Origin of the sequence: Pedobacter aquae, from assembly GCF_008195825.1 — a bacterium.
GTDB classification, from domain to species: domain Bacteria; phylum Bacteroidota; class Bacteroidia; order Sphingobacteriales; family Sphingobacteriaceae; genus Pseudopedobacter; species Pseudopedobacter aquae.
This window is the reverse complement of the sequence record NZ_CP043329.1, coordinates 176972-194520: the sequence shown is the minus strand read 5'-3', so window position 1 is coordinate 194520 and position 17549 is coordinate 176972. Positions and strand designations below refer to the sequence as shown.

The following is a 17549-nucleotide window of genomic DNA, read 5'->3' as shown; positions in this document are numbered from 1 at the left end:
TTATGGTTTAATTGCGATAAAACTTTCACTATCTATTAAATATTGCGCATTTACAGCCACTTCATCCTCAGCACCTAAGCCTTTTAAAACCTGTACTTTAGCATTCCCTCTATAACCCGTTTCCACTTCATGAACTTTAAACCCAGCTGCTGTTTTCAGCATCACTACCTCATTCATCCCTAGGCTGATAACAGCGGTTTCTGGCAACCATTTCCCTGATAAGGTTTCGGCTTTAATTGTTGCCTTTACCTGTGCACCAACGGGTAAATGTTGTTTTGGGTTATCGATATTTATCCTTGCTTTTATCGTTTTAGCTCCTTCTCTAAAAAAAGGCTCAATAAAGTTTATTTTAGCTTGGATAGGTTTATCTGGATGGGTTTCTACCCTGATGCTTACTGGCGCACCTACTTTCAGCATTTTTTGCTGATGCGTATAAATATCAACCAAAACCCATAAATGCTCGGGGTTGTAAACTTTAAAAAGGACATCTCCTTTATTTACATACATCCCGCTTCTTAACTGTAACTTAGTGGTTGTAGCGCTAACTGCCATAGCTTGTTCAGGTTCACCAACATCATGGATATGCCCGCTATAAGCACTATAAACTGGCAAAGTAAAATTACTTTCCTTAGTTTTAATGATTTGATTAATTTGCTGAGGAGATACACCTAATAGCTGTAATTTTTGTTTAGCAGCTTGAATTAATACGATGTTTTCAGCATCATTTTTAACCAAAAACAATAGTTCTTCTTGTGCGGTAAGCATTTCTGGACTGTAAATTTCCAATACTTTTTGCCCTTTGCTTACATCCTGATAGTTATATTTCAGATACATTTTTTCAATTCTACCTCCAAATCTTGCTGCTACGGAACCTGTATAATTATCGTTATAAGCTGTAAAACCTAAAGCTTCAATAGTCATTTCTTCATCGCTTTCGCTGATTTTAGTTAAGCCAATTTTAGAAACTACCAAACTATTGGTGGGCTGTAATAAGCTTTCTAAACTTACATCTTTTACCTGCTCTGCCTCGGTAACTTTAGGCACCAAATCCATTTTACAAATAGGACAAGTACCAAATTCATCCTTGATAATTTCTGGATGCATGGGGCAGGTATATTGCGTGGTATGCTCATGTGCCTTTTGATCTGTAAAAAGTTCGCAAGAAGAAAAAAATGCTAAAAGCAAAATCATCAACACATAAACACCTTTTTTATCTTTTAAATTCACCATCTGTTTTATTTTTAATATGTACATGGTTTATCTTAACTCTAAAATCCTATCTAACTCTATTTGCATCATGAGGTACTCTTTTTGCAAGTCGATATAGTTAAGCTGTGTCATGTTTAAGCTTTCCCAGGCATCAAACAACATAAAAAGTTCTGCTGTATTTTGCTCGTAGGCCAATTGTAAACTTTGGTAGTTTTTCCTCAAAGCAGGAATTATTTGCTGTTCAAAAAGTTTAAGCTGTTTTTCTTTGGTTTGCAAATCGTTTACTTTTCCAAAAGCTCTTCCTCTTATCTCACTTAAAAGCATATCTTTTTCTTGCCTTAAAGCCTCAGAGCGCCATTTTAAACCTTCAATATTTGCCCTTTCAGATTTGGTAGACCAAGCCACAGGTATTTTAATCATCCCCATTAAAGAATATTGCATAGGCATGCCGCCAAAACCAAACATATGTTCGTAGCGTACACCAAACTCGGGCTTCAACATACTTTTCTCTACGGCTTGCTCTAAACCATTCAATACAATACTTTGCTCTATAGCTTTGATATCACTTCTATGGTTAGCTAATGTTGTGCTATCATAAAGAGATGATTGATATTGCTTTTGAGGATAAACCGTATCGATATCAAAATTAGATAGCTTATTGCGGTTCATTAAGGTATTCAGCATAATTCTATTCTGCTTGATATCGTTCTGCAACATCAACTGCATGTTTTCTACATTGGCCAAGGCTGCTTTAGCTTTGTAATAGGTATTTAGCTTTTCTAAACCATTTTTATATCTGATTTCTGTACTCCTAATCATGAAGCTTAGCAATTGCTGGTTTTGCTCCAACACTTTAGCTTTTTCTTTCGCTAATTTCCACTCTACAAAGTTTTGCTTTGCCAAACTAAACAAATTAAAAGCAACACCTTTTTTGTTTTCTAGCTCTACAGAAGATGCGGTTTCCATCAGTTTAGCATTGGCATTGAGGTTACTTTTATTGGGGAACATTTGCTCTAAACTAACAGCGTATTGGCCCATTCCGGTGCTCCCATCCATCCCTCTTCTCCACATAGAGGTATTGTAAGGCACCATCCATAGGCCGGTTCCTAATTGCGGACTTTCCCAATCTTTAGCGCCCTTCGCCATCTCATCCATAGATTTGATTTCGGCATCGTACATCTTCAACTGTGGGTTTTGCTGCTCTATCTCTTTCAAAATAGTTGTTAAGTCTAACTTTTCTTGTGCTTTTACAACAATCACCTGTAAAAGCAGCACTAGCATCATTAATCGTGTTTTCATCTTATTAAACTCTAGTGTTTAGCATCTAAAACTTCTATTTTACCATACTTCTTCAACTCATACTCTTTAGTCATCAGAAATATTAATGGTGTAACTAATAATATATGTGTTGATGATGTTAACACCCCACCAACCATAGGTAGCACAATAGGAATCATCACATCGCTACCTACACCAGTGCTCCATAGGATAGGGATTAAACCAAACAGAGAAACGCAAACGGTCATTAGCTTTGGTCTTAAGCGTTTTGCTGCACCAGCTATCACGTAAGTTCTTAAGTCTTCTTGGGTAATGGTTTCTCTAGAGTTTCCTTTTAGTGCAACCAATTGCTGCATAGCATCATTCAGATAAATTACCATCACAATACCTGTTTCTACTGCTAAACCAAAAAGTGCTATAAAACCTACGGCTACCGCCACAGAAAGATTAACACCCCAGAAATAAACCATAAAAGCACCACCAATAAGGGCAAATGGAATAGATATCAAGCTAAAAAACGCTTCTCTTACCGAGTGGAAAGCGAAATACATACATAAAAAGATGATGATTAACACGATAGGAATAATCAATTTCATGGTACGCTCGCTACGGATAAGGTTTTCATACTGCCCACTCCATTCTATAAAATAACCTTTAGGTAATTGCCCTATCATGGCATCTAGCTTCTCGCGAGCTTCTTCTACCGTACCTGCTAAATCTCTATCTCTTACATTAAATAAAACAGTCCCGCGTAGTAAAGCATTTTCTGAATTAATCATGGGTGGACCTTCAGAAATCCCAATATCAGCTACAGCTTCTAAAGGAATTGGACCAAAATCCATGGTTTGTACTTGCAAACGTTTTAAATCTTGCAGGTTATCTCTAAAATCTTGGCCATAACGGGCATTTACAGAAAATCTTTGTCGGCCTTCAATAGTAGTTGTTAATTGCATACCACCCAAAGCACTTTCAACTACGGTATTTACATCATCCACACTTAAATTGTATCTGCTTATTTCGTCTCTTTTAATGGCAATATCAATGTATTTTCCACCAGTAATAGGTTCTACATATAAATCTTTAACCCCTTCTATACCTTGCAAATAGCTGCGTATTTTTTGAGAGAAAGCATCAATAGTATCTAAATTCTGGCCGTAAACTTTTACGCCTACATCCGTTCTGATACCTGTTGAAAGCATATTGATACGGTTAATGATGGGCTGTGTCCAACCGTTAGTTACACCCGGTATTTGCAGCTTCGCATTCAACTCGTTAATAATATCATCTTTGGTGATGCCTGGTCGCCATTCATGCCTCGGTTTAAGCGCAATAATGGTTTCTATCATGCTAATAGGCGAATTATCTGTAGCTGTATTGGCTCTTCCGGCTTTACCTAAAACATGACTTACCTCTGGTACAGATTTGATAATTTTATCTTGAACCTGTAAAATACGTTTGGCTTCGCCGTTAGAAACATCGGGAAGCGTAACAGGCATAAACAGGATAGAGCCTTCATCTAACGGAGGCATAAACTCTCTACCTAAACTCCATAACATCGGCACACTAATTAATAAAGCCAAAATATTAACACCAATAGTAGTTTTGCGCCAGTGTATACATTTGGTAATCAGTGGTTCGTACCAAGCTTCTAACTTTCTGTTTACGGGGTTTTCATTTTCGCTTCTAAACCTCCCTTTCATAAAATAAGAGATGAGTACCGGCGCTAAAGTGAGTACCAAAATGGCATCTATCACTAAAATGAAAGTTTTGGTATAAGCTAGCGGACCAAATAACTTACCCTCTTGCCCGGTTAATAAAAATACGGGCAAAAAAGAAGTAATGATGATGACTGTAGAAAAAAACACCCCTCTTGATACTTGTTTACAAGCATCGGCAATAATTTGCAAGCGGGTAGCTTCTGGAATAGGCGTATAGCCTAAATCTTCCTTTTTCCTTTTGAATATATTTTTGATGAATCTTATCATGATTTTTGATGTTTTGGATTGTTTTGCCATTCAGACAATCGGCGATAAGCGTTTTCAGACATGATGATACCATTATCCACAATAACGCCTATGGCTAAAGCGATACCTGTTAAAGACATGATATTAGACGAAATGCCAAAGGCGTTTAACAACAAGAAACTTAATGCAATGGTTATAGGGATTTGTAGAATTATGCTTAAAGCACTTCTCCAGTGCATCAAGAAAATGATAACGATGATACACACCACAATAATTTCTTCTAACAATTTCACCTTGATGGTATAAATAGCAGCTTCAATTAAAGAGCTTCTATCATAAGCGATATTGAACTTTACACCCTCTGGCAAACCTCTTTCTACTTCTTCCATCTTGGTTTTCACAGCAGCAATAACTTTATCGGCATTTTCACCATAACGCATCACTACAATACCTCCTACGGCTTCACCTTCGCCATTTTCATCAAAAATACCTAATCTTAAATCGCCCCCCATTTGCACAGTACCAATATCTTTTACCCTTACGGGGATGCCTTTATTGTTGGCTATAGCGATGTTTTCTAAATCCTGTTTATTCTTTACATAGCCCAAACCTCTAATGATGTAGGCCATATCGCTCATCTCGAACTTTCTGCCGCCAACATCATTATTATTGGCTTTTACCTTATTCATCACATCCATTAAAGAAAGATTGTAGAACTGTAATTTTAAGGGATCTATTACCAATTGGTATTGCTTCTCGAAACCACCAAAAGAGGCTACTTCTGCAACACCAGGTACGGTTTGTAAAGCCAATTTAATGTACCAGTCTTGTAGAGCTCTTTGCTCGCCAAGGTCCATTTTACCGGCATCTAAAGTATACCAAAATACGTGGCCAACGCCTGTTCCGTCTGGCCCAAGTGTTGGGGTAATACCTTCTGGCAATAACCTCTGAGCATAATTTAAACGTTCTAATACACGCGTACGGGCCCAATAAATATCCGTCTCATCATCAAAAATGATGTACACAAAGCTCATCCCAAACATAGAACTCGCTCTTATGTCTTTTACCTGAGGGATACCCTGTAAATTACTCACCAAGGGATAAGTGATTTGGTCTTCTATCACTTGCGGACTTCTACCCATCCACTCGGTAAACACAATCACCTGATTTTCTGATAAATCAGGAATGGCGTCTATAGGGTTTTCTTGTACAGCATATACCCCCCAGCCAAACAAACCTATCGCTATCAGTAAAACGAAAAGTCTGTTTTTTAAGGAAAAATCTATGATTGCTGGTATCATCTTTTTTAGTGATTATGGTTATGGTGTGCAGTATCTGTATGAGTTTTTCCAGCCTCGGCATCTTCTTTTACAACTAAATCCATTTTACATTTAGGACAAGTACCTGGCTCGTAAGAAATTACTTCTGGGTCCATTGGACAAGTATAAACTAGATTTTTATCTGTTGTAGTAGCATTATTATTTTTGGTATTATTGCTACAAGCAGTTACAACTAATGTTCCGAAAATCACTAAAATTAAAGTTATTCTTTTCATCATAAAAAATTTAAAATCAGCCCTTTACAGGGATATTATCAATAAATAAAAATTAAATACTAAGGTTGGGTGTATGCTAAAATTGGTGAATAACCAAAGCTTAAGATAGGGCTATAGAAATTGCCATCTTAAGAAAAGCATCAAGAAGAAAAATCAGATTCTGAAATTACGGTTTTGTAGATAAATAGGAGATGAAGCTCCTAATGGTGGTGCATGACTTTGATAAGCCCATACAACTTCTAGTGTGTTTATTACTTTAAAATCAAATACAGGGATTGGTGATAAAAGCGTAGCGAAAAGTTTAGCCTCTAAAAATTTAGCCGAGCTTGATAAGTGGCTGTCTTTAACTTTAAATGTTTGTACTTCATTTTGGCAACACCCAGCATCTTTACTAGCCTTACTTGCCTCTAGGTATTTTTCAGAAGTTGTGAAAGTAACAGATTCTAATTCGCCACAGCAATAGAATTTATTTACCGCTACTCCTAAAACAGAAAGCGAGTAAAGAAATATCAGCGTAAGCGTAAATAGTTTTTTCACGACTCAAAGTTACGTTAATATTTTTCAAAAAAACAAAATGGCTTTATCATAGGCATATCACATTTGGCACAGTTGCTGTTCAAAGTTCTTAAAACCATTTAGCTATGATACCAGAAAAATACAGAAAATGCATAGAAGCTTGTTTAGCTTGTGCAGTTGCTTGCAACCAATGTGCTACATCATGTTTACAAGAAGAAGATGTAGATATGATGGTAAAATGCATACAAACAGATTTAGAATGCGCTGCCATTTGCCGGTCGGCAGCAGAGCTGATGAGCTTAAACAGTTCTTACAGTACCATTATTTGTAATATTTGCGCCGATGCTTGTTATAACTGTGCTCAAGAGTGTGAAAAACATGCAGAAATGGGGATGGAACATTGCCGTATTTGTGCCGAAGCTTGTAGAATTTGTGCTGATGAATGTGAGAAAATGGCTGCTTAAGCTTGCTTACATTTAGCACAAATACCTGTTGCTATTAATTGTACATTTTCTACTTGATAACCACTAGGAACTTTAAAATGAGGTAATATACATTCATCTAAACAGTATAAATTATTACATTGGGTACAGTTAAAATGCAAATGGTCATGGTGGTGTTCTTTTGCATTGCACTGGTGTGAACACATGGCATAATTAGCTGTACCTTTATTATCTATCACCTTATGGATGATGCCTTTATCTTCAAAAGTTTTAAGAGTTCTGTACAAGGTAACACGGTCTATTTCCTTTCCTAAAATAGCTTCCAAATCTGGTTGTGAGGTTGCCATCTCACGAGAAGTTAAAACTTTTAATACGCTTAAGCGAGGTTGGGTTTTCTTTAAATCGTTCTGTTCCAGAAGCTTTATGAAGCTGTTAGCCATATCCCGTTTTGAATTTTGATTTCAAATATCAGAAATTAAAACAAAGGGTTTAAATTATTCGGGTACTTTTTCTTTTTTGATATTTTCTCCAAGATGATTGATAATGCGTGGTGCAGTAAAACCATGTATCACAATAGATAGTAAGATGGTAAAAAACACAGCAGACCATATCTGATTTTCAAACCTAAAATCTGCTTCTTTTATGGCAAAAGACAAATAAAATATAGACCCTATTCCTCTGATGCCTAAAAAACTAATGGCCATTTTCTCTTTTAGATGTAATTTCAATTTATATAGACTTACATAAGCAGAAGCCGGCCTAATGAGAAACAAAAAAGCTAGGATACAAAGGGCAATTTCCCAACTAAGATATTGTAAACCTTGCTGAACCAAGGAACCGCCTAATAACAACAGTACAATGGCAATTAAAACCCGTTCTGTTTGGTCTATAAAACTGTGTAAATGGTCATGATAATGATCTCTTTTTTCTGAATGCCTTAAGGTTATAGCACAAATAAAAACAGCAATAAAGCCGTAAGCATGCATGGCCTCAGTTATACCATAAACTAAAAGCGTGAGCGCCAAGGCTAAAAAACCATCTTGCGTTTTTAAAAATTTAAATCGCTTACTTAAGTTGAAAATTAAATATCCGGTAAGTTTACCTGCTAAATACCCTATGGCAATACCAGCTAAAATTTTGTACAAGAGCATAAAAGAAAACCATTCTATTAAATTATCCTCCTTTCCTATTTGCATGAAAGCAACCGTAATGGCTAACCAGGTAAAAGGAAAAGCCAAGCCATCATTTAAACCTGCTTCTGCTGTTAAAGCAAATTTAGTTTCAGATTTATATTCCTCATTAGGCGGACCAACCTGTACGTCTGATGCCAATACAGGATCTGTTGGTGCTAAAACAGCGGCTAGTAAAATCGCGGAAGCTAAATCGAAATTTAAAACATAATATGCTAGAAAAGTTACTCCAAGCATACAAAGTATCATAGCTATGGTAACTAAGCGCAAAGGAGAAGCCCAGTTTTTGAGGTTGAAGGGCCTATCAATTTTTATACCTGTACCCATTAAAGAAATGATAACCACCATTTCTGAAAGGTGTAAACTTATATCAGGATGAACTTTGGGATTGGTAGAGGGTAAATATTCTGGCCAGAAATAATAGATAATAACTCCAAAAACTAAAAAATAAAGGGAATATGAAATTTTAGTTTTTTTTGTGACGGCTGGCATAAAAGTCATGATAAAAGCCGCAGCCCCTATCACCATTAACATCATCAGGTATTTATCCATACCTGAGGGATAGTCAAAATTAGTACCAGCCTAATTATGCCGCCTTATTATCAGATTTTTTAGCGTATATAGCCCCTATAATTGGAGGTAAAGTGGTAAATAAACTGATGATTAAAATTACCCAGCTGAAGTTATTTTTCACAAAATCTAAATTCCCGAAAAGATAGCCTAGAAACAAAAACCCAATAATCCAGACTAAAGCCCCTGTAACATTATAATAAGAGAATTTGCTAATAGGCATTTTAATAACGCCGGCTACAAAAGGTACAAATGTTCTTAATACCGGAAAAAACCTACTAAATACCACAGATTTACCACCATGCTTTAGAAAAAACACCTGTGTTTTCTCATAATAGCTATATTTTAAAATTCTGTTTTCTGGCTTAAATACTTTCGGACCAAAATAATTACCTAAAAAATAATTCACCTGATTACCCGATATTGCTGCTATAATGAGTAATAATGCTAAAAGGTAAATATTCAATCCGGTTCCACCACCAGCAATTAAAGCCCCTGCGGCAAACAATAAGGGGTCGCCCGGTAAAAAAGGCGTCACTACAAAACCAGTTTCAGCAAAAATGATGATAAACAAAATAAGGTAGGTCCAGAACTGATAATTAGCTATAATCTCACTTAAATGCTTGTCTATATGGATGATAAAATCGAATACGTATAAGATGAATTCCACAGCGCTCTTTCTAAAATAAGTGGCAAAAATAACTAAATAAAGGTATACACCTAGTTACCTAATGAAATAGAATTGTAATTTTTAAGATTGTTTTATTTACGGCTGAAGCTTAAACAATTCTTCTTGGTGGATGTTAATTTTACAACACACTCATAAACAAAAAGATGCCTATTTTAAGCTTACTTATTTTCGTTTTTAGCTTTGGTTGCTATCCTCCTCAATTTAGAGATTATAGAGAGGTAATTTTATTAGCACCCCATAAAGAAGACGCAACCTACATCCGTCAATTACAAGTGTTAAAAGCAGATGAAAAAGGTTTAGCAGAAAGAGACATAAAATTGAGTACTTATTTTTTTGATGAAGGTTTACCAAAAGAGCAACTTAAACTCATCACAAAACCCCATACTTTCACCATAATCCTCCTTGGTAAAGATGGGGGAGAAAAATACCGCTCTCACCAAATAAGCAGTTTAAATACACTTTATAAAATCATTGATGTAATGCCTATGCGTAGAGCAGAAATGGGTAAATAAAAAAGCTTTATTCTATCCTTCATCAATATTGAATTTTACTTCCTAAAACTTATTGATTTTTCTATCTTTGCGCCTTCAAAAATTTATATTCATGAACCACCCAGTAAAAATCAAAAACGCCTTAATTTCAGTTTTTTATAAAGACAATTTAGAACCGGTAATTTTACAATTGCAAAAATTAGGAGTAAACATTTACTCTACCGGAGGTACAGAAACCTTTATTAAGAACTTAGGCGTAGATGTTATCCCGGTAGAAGACCTTACTTCATACCCTTCTATATTGGGTGGTAGAGTTAAAACTTTGCATCCAAAAGTATTTGGAGGTATTTTAACTAGAAGAGGGCATAACGGCGACCAAGAACAAATTGCTCAGTATGAAATTCCGGAAATAGATTTAGTTATTGTTGATTTATATCCTTTCGAGGAAACTGTAAAATCTGGTGCTCCAGAACAAGATATTATTGAAAAAATAGATATTGGTGGTATTTCCTTAATCAGAGCTGCTGCAAAAAACCATCAAGATGTTGTGATTATCGCATCTAAAGATGATTATACCACGCTAAATCATATATTAGAAGCACAAAATGGCGAAACCAGCTTAGCACAACGTAAAGCTTTCGCGAGAAATGCTTTTAATATTTCTTCTCATTATGATAGTGCTATTTTCAATTGGTTTAACCAAGGTGATGATGCCTTAACTGTATTTAAACAAAGTGAGCAGAAAGCAGCTGTTTTACGTTACGGCGAAAATCCTCACCAGAAAGGCTACTTCTATGGCGATTTAGACGCTATGTTTGATAAATTAAACGGCAAAGAGCTTTCTTATAATAACTTGGTAGATGTTGATGCTGCTGTAGCTTTAATTGATGAATTTACAGAACCTACTTTTGCCATCTTAAAACATACCAATGCTTGTGGTATTGCTAGCAGACCAAATTTATTAAACGCATGGAACGATGCTTTGGCTTGCGACCCAGTTTCTGCTTTTGGCGGTGTATTGATTTGCAATGGAGAGGTTGATGAGGCTACCGCTTTAGAAATCAATAAATTATTTTTCGAGGTTTTAATAGCACCAGCTTATTCTGCTGCTGCAGAACAGGTTTTAACAAGTAAGAAAAATAGAATCATCTTACGCAGAAAAGACGTTGCTTTACCTGGTAAACTTTTTAAAACCTTATTAAACGGGGTGATAGAACAAGATAAAGACAATACAGTAGAAGGTCCTGAGTTAATGACTGCCGTTACTACACAAAAACCTACAGCGCAAGAATTGAAAGACCTTTTCTTTGCTAATAAAGTGGTAAAACACACCAAATCTAACACTATTGTTTTCGCTAAAAACAATACCTTAATTGCTAGTGGTGTGGGCCAAACTTCAAGAGTAGATTCTTTAAAGCAAGCTGTCATTAAAGCAGAAAGCTTTGGGTTTTCTTTACAAGGCGCTGTTATGGCTTCTGATGCCTTCTTCCCTTTCCCTGATTGTGTTGAATTAGCTGCCGAAGCTGGTATTACAGCAATTTTACAACCTGGAGGTTCTATCAAAGATCAGGACTCTATAGATAAAGCTAATGAAAAAGGTATTGCGATGGTAACTACCGGAGTTCGCCATTTCAAACATTAATATTTGATAATATTTTAAGATAAAGCTATCTGTTAAAGGATAGCTTTTTTTGTTTTAAAAGATTTTTTTTGATTTGAAAGAGAGTTGAAAGTAAAAATTCAAAAGTAAAAATTCAAAATTCAAAAGTAAAAAATTCAAAAGTAAAAAGTAAAAAATCAAAAGTAAAAAGAGCCTAAATAACTGTAAAAGCCTCCCCCTAAAGCTCCTCGAGAGGGTGATACTTTGCAAATGGGCTAGGAATTATCTTTTAAAAATTTCTATTTATAATACACTTGATAGCTCTGCCGCCAGTATCTCCCTCGGGAGGGAGAATTAAAGAGGGAGGGCGTTATTTTGGGTATAAAGTATAAAGTACAAAGAAACTGAAAGTTGGATATTTAGGAACTGCCTTTAAACATTAAAACTCATCTTTCCGAAGAACGAGGTCGGCCCATGAAGATTTGGAAGTATAGTCAAATAAATCTTTTGCAAAAACTTTAATAAAACACTATCGGAAAACAATCCAACGGGTGTTGTAGATACTTCCATCAAGCAAAAACCTTCACACCACTCAGGATTGTGGATAAAGATTTATTTAGACGAAACGACAAATATTCATCAGCCTTGAATTTTTGGGGACTTTTTTTTCAAGAAAAAGTGCCTAGGGCTGGCCGCCTATGAGGCAGGAAAGCCTTGAGCGCAATACCCAATAATCTAAAAAACACTCATCTATTACCAAAACAAACTTATACTGTATTTAAAAACCGTCCCCTCAACAAAAACACACTTATTAAAAACTAACCCTAAAAAAAATTTAGGCTGTTCACAATAAAATAGTAAAATTAGACTTATTATTAATACTATTTTTTTTGCACCTTTGCATCTTTATATCAAGAAAATAAATGGGTTTATTCAACTGGTTTACACAGGAAATAGCAATCGATTTAGGTACTGCTAATACGCTAATTATACATAATGACAAAGTAGTTGTAGATGAGCCATCTATAGTTGCTTTCGATAGAACTACCAATAAAGTTATCGCCATTGGCCGACAAGCCATGCAAATGGAGGGTAAAACTCACGAAAACATCAAAACTGTTCGTCCGCTAAAAGATGGTGTAATTGCTGATTTTAACGCAGCAGAACACATGATTAGAGGAATGATAAAAATGATTAACGGTGGCAAAGGCTGGTTCTTTCCATCTTTAAGAATGGTTATCTGTATCCCTTCTGGTATTACCGAGGTGGAAAAAAGAGCCGTTAGAGACTCTGCAGAAATTGCAGGTGCTAAAGAGGTTTATCTTATACACGAACCTATGGCTGCTGCTGTTGGTATCGGTATAGATGTAGAAGAACCAATGGGTAATATGATTATTGATATTGGCGGTGGTACCACAGAAATTGCAGTAATTGCGCTTTCAGGTATTGTTTGCGATCAATCTATCCGTACTGCTGGAGACAACTTCGACTCTGATATTGTAAATTATATCCGTCGTCAACACAACATCATGATTGGTGAGCGTACTGCAGAAAGAATTAAAATTGAAGTAGGTTCTGCCCTACCTGAATTACAAGATCCACCTGCAGATTTTGCTGTACAAGGTAGAGATTTAATGACTGGTGTGCCTAAACAAATTACCGTTTCTTATACAGAAATTGCACATTGCTTAGATAAATCTATCTCTAAAATAGAAGAAGCTATTTTAAAAGCTTTAGAGATTACACCACCAGAACTTTCTGCTGATATTTACCAAACAGGCATTTATTTAACAGGAGGTGGTGCTTTACTAAGGGGTTTAGACAAACGTATCAGCTCTAAAACTAAATTACCTGTTCACGTAGCCGATGATCCATTGAGAGCGGTTGTTAGAGGAACCGGTATATCATTAAAAAATATCCAGAACTTTAAGTTCTTAATGCAATAATCAAAACAAACGATTTCAGATTTACGATTTTAGATAAGATATACAGTAGCTAAAATCGTGAATCTAAAATTAACAATCGTAAATCAAATAAAATATGCGCAATCTTTGGAGGTTTATTAGTAATTATAATGCCCTCTTCTTATTCGTCATATTCTTCATTATTTCTATCATACTGCTGGTAAGAAATAATGACTTCCAACGCTCTAGCACCTTAAATTCTTCTAGCCAAATTGTAGGAAATTTCTACCAACGCTATAACAACATCAGCAAATACCTAAATCTAGAAGTTGTAAATGATAGTTTGGCCCGTGAAAATGCATTGTTAAGAAGTAAATTACCCTCAGCTTATTTTAATGATAGTTTAGTAAGTAAAAACATTATTGACAGCATCAATAAAGTACAATATGAGTATATCGAGGCAGAAGTCATCAATAAATCTATCACTTCCAGAAACAACTATTTAACCGTGAACCGTGGCAGTAAGCATGGCCTTAAAAAAGGAATGGGTGTTATAGGGCCATCTGGAGTTGTAGGTATTATTTGGAATGTTTCAGAAAACTTCTCCTCTATACAATCTATCCTTCATGAAGATACACGTATCACCTCATCTATAGAAGGGACACCCTATTTCGGTCCCTTGGTATGGGATGGTGAGAACTCGCAAATTGTAACTTTAACAGATATACCCAATCAATTAAACATCAGGCCAAAAGCCAAGGTAGTAACATCTGGTTTAGGGGTGATATTTCCTAAAGGGATTATGGTTGGTACGGTATTAAAATCGGGTATTAAAGGCGGAGGTAGCTTTTTAGATATCAGCGTAAAGCTATCAACTAATTTTTATGCTTTACAGCATGTGTACATTATTAAAAATAATTTTGCCGCAGAGCAATTACAGCTAGAGGCACAAAATAAAGAATTATAAATGAGTAGAATTCTGCTATTTAATATTTTAAGGTTTATCATCTTGCTTTTTGTGCAGGTTTTCCTGTTAAAGAATATGGTGTTTTATAACCTTAATGTACCTTTTTTATACATTCTTTTCATCTTGTTACTACCTTTTGAAACGCCTAACATCCTGCTATTTGCACTATCTTTTTTAATGGGTTTTAGTATTGATTTGTTTAGCGATACTTTAGGCTTGCATGCTGCCGCTTGTACGGTGTTAGCTTTAATGAGGGTATTTTTCATCAGTATTACCGTACAAAAAGACAATTATGATAGCGACCCCGAGCCCACCTTAGGCATTATGGGTTTCAGATGGTTTTTCTTTTATACGCTTATCCTTACAATAACTCACCACTTTTTTCTGTTTAATTTGGAGGTTTTTAAATTTGCAGAAATACTTAATACCTTCAGCAGGGTTCTGGTAAGTTCAACGTTTACTGTAACGTTAATATTAATTGCAGAAGCTCTGTTTTATAGAAAAAAACAGCGTAAATGAACAGTTTTTTCACTCGTAGATACATTATCCAAGGCTTATTTATTATAACAGCTTTGGTTTTACTGGCTCGTCTGTTTTACATCCAGGTTATGGATGACCGTTATAAATTATCTGCAGATAATAACGTACTTAGAAAACTTATTATATACCCTGCCCGAGGGATTATCTTAGACAGAAATGAAAAAGTATTGGTACAAAATGAGCCTGTTTACGATTTAATGATTATCCCTAAACAGGTAAAACCATTTGATACGGTAGAATTCTGTCGCTTAATTGATATCACTAAAAAAGAATTCGATAAGAAATATAAGAAAGCCAACAATTACTCGCCCTACCGAGCGTCTTTATTTGAAAAACAGCTTTCTGCCAAAACTTATGCTGCTTTTCAAGAAAAGCAATTCCAATTTCGTGGCTTTTATGTTTTAGCTCGTTCTGTACGTTATTATCCAGACTCTACCGCGGCACAATTCTTAGGCTATATTGGCGAGGTTAACGATAAAGAAATAGAAAAATATGATGGCTTTTATACCCAAGGAGATTATATAGGAAAATCTGGTATAGAGAAATCTTATGAAGATTTACTACGAGGACAAAGAGGTGTTAGAAACATCATGGTTGATGTGCATAACAGAGAGCAGGGCAGCTTCTTCGAAGGAAAATATGATACTTTGGCTGTAGCCGGAGATAAGCTTATTTCATCTTTAGACAAGGAGTTACAATTGTACGGAGAACAATTGATGAACAATAAAATTGGTAGCGTAGTAGCTATTGAACCTGCTACTGGTGAAATTCTAGCTTTTGTAAGTAGCCCTAAATACGACCCTAACTTAATGGTAGGGCGCCAAAGAGGGAACAATTACATGAAGCTCTTAAAGGACCCTTTCAAGCCGATGTTTATCAGGCCAACGCAAGCCGAGTATCCGCCGGGTTCTATCTTTAAAGTTATAAATGCTTTAGTAGCCCAGCAAATGGGTGCTATTACTGCTCAAACTACTTTCCATTGCCCAGGTGGCTACCGTTATGGCGCTAGAGGTTTCATGGGCTGTACACACGTACATGGCACCATTGCCTTAGAAAAATCTATAGAAGGTTCTTGTAATACTTATTACGGATATGCTTATAACCGTATGATAGATAAAACTGGCCTAAAACCATTTAAAGCCTATACCAGATGGCGTGAAGCTGTCATGAAATTTGGTATAGGTACAGAATTAGGTATTGATTTACCTGCCGAAAGAGATGGCTTAATCCCAACGGCAGATTATTTCACCAAAAGATGGGGTAGTACTAAATGGGGCTCTGGCTTTAACATTTCTTTATCTATTGGACAAGGCGAGCTAGGAATTACACCACTGCAAATGGCAAATGTGATGGCTATTGTTGCTAACAGAGGTTTTTATTATAAACCACACCTGATTAAAGCCATTGGCGATAAAAAAATTATTAAAGAAGAATATACCATAAAAAATAGCGCAGGTATAGACCCCAAATATTTTGACCCTGTCATTGAAGGTATGAGTAGGGTTGTAAACGCCCCGGAGGAACAGGTTATTTTTCTAAGATTGTTGATATAGAAATTTGTGGTAAAACAGGTACTGTACAAAATCCTCACGGAGCAGACCACTCTGTATTTGTGGCTTTTGCGCCACGCCATAACCCTAAAATTGCTATTGCCGTAGTGGTAGAAAATGCTGGTTTTGGCTCTACATGGTCGGCACCAATTGCCAGTTTAATGATAGAAAAATACCTTAGGGATTCTATCAGCAGACCAAAATATTATACAGAAAGAATTCTTAAAGCCAATTTATTACCCGGTCAAAAGAAAATTATCAGACCAGGTGTTAAAAAAGACAGCACCAACAGCAAACCAGCTACAAGCAATACAATACCTGTAAGTGCCAATATTACCAGTAAGAAAGATGAACAATAACCATAACCGTAGCTTTTTCTTTAATGTAGATGGTTTTACCATCTTACTTTTCTTGCTATTAATGGCTATTGGCTGGTTTAATATTTATGCCGCTGTTTTCACTGATGAAGCCGTATCCATCTTTGATATGAATACCAATTTTGGTAAGCAGTTGATATTTATCATCGTGGCAATTGTGACCGGTACGGCTATCCTTTTGATGGATGCTAAATTCTTCAGTACCTTTTCTCCTGTTTTTTATGGTATCACCATTATTCTTTTAATCATCGTTTTAGTGATAGGAAGAAATGTAGGTGGTAACCAAGCATGGATACCTATTGGAAGTTTTAGGCTTCAACCTTCTGAATTCGCCAAATGGTCGTCTTGTTTGCTCTTAGCCAAATATTTAAGCTCAGGAAATTTTAAACTTACTGATTTTAGAACTCAAGTAGCCTGTGCTGCTATTTTAGGGCTTCCCATGTTCTTGATTATGCTACAGCCAGATACAGGATCTGCTATGGTATTTGGCTCTTTAATTTTGGTGCTCTATAGAGAAGGACTTTCTCCCTATTACCTTATTTCCGGAGTCTTAATGATTATTCTATTCGTTACCACGCTACTCTTTGGAAAGTTGATGGTAAGTTTAGCTTTAATTGCCCTCACGGGATTGCTTATCTTTAAGTATCAAAAAACAGAAAACTGATTACCACCTTTATAGCTGGCTTTGTGCTCTCCATCATCTT

General features: G+C 35.9%; 16 protein-coding genes and 1 pseudogene. 8 read left to right on the top strand and 9 right to left on the bottom strand.

Annotated elements, in window-relative coordinates; genetic code table 11:
• The 6 genes from FYC62_RS00965 to FYC62_RS00940 all read right to left on the bottom strand — a co-directional run bounded on the left by FYC62_RS00965 (position 1) and on the right by FYC62_RS00940 (position 6543).
• Positions 1 to 1230 (bottom strand): efflux RND transporter periplasmic adaptor subunit, encoded by a 1230-nt coding sequence (locus tag FYC62_RS00965; protein ID WP_168199345.1) that lies wholly within the window; start codon positions 1228 to 1230, stop codon positions 1 to 3.
• Between the two features lie 27 nt (positions 1231 to 1257).
• Positions 1258 to 2508 carry a TolC family protein gene (locus FYC62_RS00960; RefSeq protein ID WP_149073594.1) on the bottom strand — a complete coding sequence of 417 codons (1251 nt, stop codon included), beginning with the start codon at positions 2506 to 2508 and terminating at the stop codon, positions 1258 to 1260.
• Between the two features lie 11 nt (positions 2509 to 2519).
• Complete coding sequence (locus tag FYC62_RS17750) at positions 2520 to 4472, bottom strand: efflux RND transporter permease subunit (protein WP_205943748.1); 1953 nt, start codon at positions 4470 to 4472, stop codon at positions 2520 to 2522.
• Complete coding sequence (locus FYC62_RS17745) at positions 4469 to 5752, bottom strand: efflux RND transporter permease subunit (protein ID WP_149073593.1); 1284 nt, start codon at positions 5750 to 5752, stop codon at positions 4469 to 4471. Before FYC62_RS17745 ends, FYC62_RS17750 begins: the two co-directional genes overlap by 4 nt.
• Before the next feature lie 5 nt (positions 5753 to 5757).
• Complete coding sequence (locus FYC62_RS00945; protein WP_205943747.1) at positions 5758 to 6009, bottom strand: heavy metal-binding domain-containing protein; 252 nt, start codon at positions 6007 to 6009, stop codon at positions 5758 to 5760.
• A 150-nt stretch (positions 6010 to 6159) separates the two neighbouring features.
• A complete protein-coding gene (locus tag FYC62_RS00940; RefSeq protein WP_149073592.1) occupies positions 6160 to 6543 on the bottom strand; it encodes an HYC_CC_PP family protein in 384 nt (127 codons plus the stop codon).
• Positions 6544 to 6647: 104 nt separating this feature from the next.
• Between FYC62_RS00940 and FYC62_RS00935 the strand changes: the two genes are divergently transcribed.
• Positions 6648 to 6986, top strand: a complete 339-nt coding sequence (locus tag FYC62_RS00935; protein ID WP_149073591.1) for a four-helix bundle copper-binding protein — start codon at positions 6648 to 6650, stop codon at positions 6984 to 6986.
• Here the strand turns inward: FYC62_RS00935 and FYC62_RS00930 are convergent.
• Genes FYC62_RS00930 through FYC62_RS00920 form a run of 3 tightly spaced genes read right to left on the bottom strand, consistent with a single transcriptional unit; the run spans position 6983 to position 9395 of the window.
• Positions 6983 to 7405 (bottom strand): Fur family transcriptional regulator, encoded by a 423-nt coding sequence (locus FYC62_RS00930; RefSeq protein ID WP_149073590.1) that lies wholly within the window; start codon positions 7403 to 7405, stop codon positions 6983 to 6985. The two genes, FYC62_RS00935 and FYC62_RS00930, sit on opposite strands and share 4 nt — an antisense overlap.
• A 54-nt stretch (positions 7406 to 7459) precedes the next feature.
• Positions 7460 to 8707 (bottom strand): cation:proton antiporter, encoded by a 1248-nt coding sequence (locus FYC62_RS00925; protein ID WP_149073589.1) that lies wholly within the window; start codon positions 8705 to 8707, stop codon positions 7460 to 7462.
• A 34-nt stretch (positions 8708 to 8741) separates the two neighbouring features.
• Complete coding sequence (locus FYC62_RS00920) at positions 8742 to 9395, bottom strand: DedA family protein (RefSeq protein ID WP_149073588.1); 654 nt, start codon at positions 9393 to 9395, stop codon at positions 8742 to 8744.
• Between the two features lie 164 nt (positions 9396 to 9559).
• Here FYC62_RS00920 and FYC62_RS00915 point away from each other — a divergent pair, with 164 nt between their 5' ends.
• From FYC62_RS00915 to rodA, 7 genes and pseudogenes are all read left to right on the top strand, one after another.
• Entirely contained in the window at positions 9560 to 9928 is a 369-nt protein-coding gene (locus FYC62_RS00915; RefSeq protein ID WP_149073587.1) for a DUF4174 domain-containing protein, read from the top strand.
• 91 nt (positions 9929 to 10019) lie between these two features.
• Positions 10020 to 11549, top strand: a complete 1530-nt coding sequence (gene purH, locus FYC62_RS00910; protein WP_149073586.1) for a bifunctional phosphoribosylaminoimidazolecarboxamide formyltransferase/IMP cyclohydrolase — start codon at positions 10020 to 10022, stop codon at positions 11547 to 11549.
• An 881-nt stretch (positions 11550 to 12430) separates the two neighbouring features.
• Positions 12431 to 13453 carry a rod shape-determining protein gene (locus FYC62_RS00905; RefSeq protein WP_026904572.1) on the top strand — a complete coding sequence of 341 codons (1023 nt, stop codon included), beginning with the start codon at positions 12431 to 12433 and terminating at the stop codon, positions 13451 to 13453.
• 94 nt (positions 13454 to 13547) lie between these two features.
• On the top strand, positions 13548 to 14378 hold the full coding sequence (mreC, locus tag FYC62_RS00900; protein WP_149073585.1) for a rod shape-determining protein MreC: 831 nt from the start codon (positions 13548 to 13550) through the stop codon (positions 14376 to 14378).
• A complete protein-coding gene (locus FYC62_RS00895) occupies positions 14379 to 14897 on the top strand; it encodes a hypothetical protein (protein ID WP_039449802.1) in 519 nt (172 codons plus the stop codon).
• Positions 14894 to 16827: pseudogene (gene mrdA, locus FYC62_RS00890) on the top strand (penicillin-binding protein 2). Before FYC62_RS00895 ends, mrdA begins: the two are co-directional and overlap by 4 nt.
• A complete protein-coding gene (gene rodA, locus FYC62_RS17915; RefSeq protein WP_317131504.1) occupies positions 16817 to 17509 on the top strand; it encodes a rod shape-determining protein RodA in 693 nt (230 codons plus the stop codon). Before mrdA ends, rodA begins: the two are co-directional and overlap by 11 nt.
• Positions 17510 to 17549 lie beyond the last annotated feature (40 nt).

What these genes read in the sequence shown, in the direction of transcription:
- FYC62_RS00915 (WP_149073587.1), top strand. Translation starts at nt 9,560, where the DNA reads ATGCCTATTTTAAGCTTACTTATTTTCGTTTTTAGCTTTGGTTGCTAT.
- FYC62_RS17750 (WP_205943748.1), bottom strand. Translation starts at nt 4,472, where the DNA reads ATGATAAGATTCATCAAAAATATATTCAAAAGGAAAAAGGAAGATTTA.
- FYC62_RS17745 (WP_149073593.1), bottom strand. Translation starts at nt 5,752, where the DNA reads ATGATACCAGCAATCATAGATTTTTCCTTAAAAAACAGACTTTTCGTT.
- FYC62_RS00935 (WP_149073591.1), top strand. Translation starts at nt 6,648, where the DNA reads ATGATACCAGAAAAATACAGAAAATGCATAGAAGCTTGTTTAGCTTGT.
- FYC62_RS00895 (WP_039449802.1), top strand. Translation starts at nt 14,379, where the DNA reads ATGAGTAGAATTCTGCTATTTAATATTTTAAGGTTTATCATCTTGCTT.
- FYC62_RS00925 (WP_149073589.1), bottom strand. Translation starts at nt 8,707, where the DNA reads ATGGATAAATACCTGATGATGTTAATGGTGATAGGGGCTGCGGCTTTT.
- rodA (WP_317131504.1), top strand. Translation starts at nt 16,817, where the DNA reads ATGAACAATAACCATAACCGTAGCTTTTTCTTTAATGTAGATGGTTTT.
- purH (WP_149073586.1), top strand. Translation starts at nt 10,020, where the DNA reads ATGAACCACCCAGTAAAAATCAAAAACGCCTTAATTTCAGTTTTTTAT.
- FYC62_RS00960 (WP_149073594.1), bottom strand. Translation starts at nt 2,508, where the DNA reads ATGAAAACACGATTAATGATGCTAGTGCTGCTTTTACAGGTGATTGTT.
- FYC62_RS00945 (WP_205943747.1), bottom strand. Translation starts at nt 6,009, where the DNA reads ATGATGAAAAGAATAACTTTAATTTTAGTGATTTTCGGAACATTAGTT.
- mreC (WP_149073585.1), top strand. Translation starts at nt 13,548, where the DNA reads ATGCGCAATCTTTGGAGGTTTATTAGTAATTATAATGCCCTCTTCTTA.
- FYC62_RS00905 (WP_026904572.1), top strand. Translation starts at nt 12,431, where the DNA reads ATGGGTTTATTCAACTGGTTTACACAGGAAATAGCAATCGATTTAGGT.
- FYC62_RS00930 (WP_149073590.1), bottom strand. Translation starts at nt 7,405, where the DNA reads ATGGCTAACAGCTTCATAAAGCTTCTGGAACAGAACGATTTAAAGAAA.
- FYC62_RS00965 (WP_168199345.1), bottom strand. Translation starts at nt 1,230, where the DNA reads ATGGTGAATTTAAAAGATAAAAAAGGTGTTTATGTGTTGATGATTTTG.